This is a genomic window from Salmonella sp. SAL03688, from assembly GCF_046551895.1.
Taxonomy (GTDB): Bacteria; Pseudomonadota; Gammaproteobacteria; order Enterobacterales; family Enterobacteriaceae; genus Salmonella; species Salmonella enterica.
On the sequence record NZ_JBGDVI010000067.1, the window covers coordinates 1 to 466 of the forward strand.

The 466-nt window shown below is 47.6% G+C and carries 1 tRNA gene and 1 rRNA gene; both read right to left on the reverse strand.

Annotated features, from left to right (window positions below):
- Positions 1-209 precede the first annotated feature (209 nt).
- Positions 210-285: transfer RNA gene (locus ACLJR2_RS23740), tRNA-Glu, on the reverse strand.
- A gap of 85 nt (positions 286-370) precedes the next feature.
- Positions 371-466, reverse strand: a 16S ribosomal RNA gene (locus tag ACLJR2_RS23745); the annotation flags it as partial.

Sequence of the window (466 nt, forward strand, 5' to 3'; positions counted from 1 at the left end):
CGATTCATCATCGTGTTGCGAAAATTTGAGAGACTCACGAACAACTTTCGTTGTTCTGTGTTTCAATTTTCAGCTTGATCCAGATTTTTAAAGAGCAAATATCTCAAACGTGACTCGTAAGTCAGTTTTGAGATATTAAGGCAGGTGACTTTCACTCACAAACCAGCAAGTGGCGTCCCCTGGAGGTTTGACCTCATCAGTTTGAACGCTGGCGTCCCCTAGGGGATTCGAACCCCTGTTACCGCCGTGAAAGGGCGGTGTCCTGGGCCTCTAGACGAAGGGGACACTGAAGTCTCAATCGCAAGACGCCTTGCTATTTACTTTTCATCAGACAATCTGTGTGAGCACTTTAAAGAACGCTTCTTTCAGGTAAGGAGGTGATCCAACCGCAGGTTCCCCTACGGTTACCTTGTTACGACTTCACCCCAGTCATGAATCACAAAGTGGTAAGCGCCCTCCCGAAGGT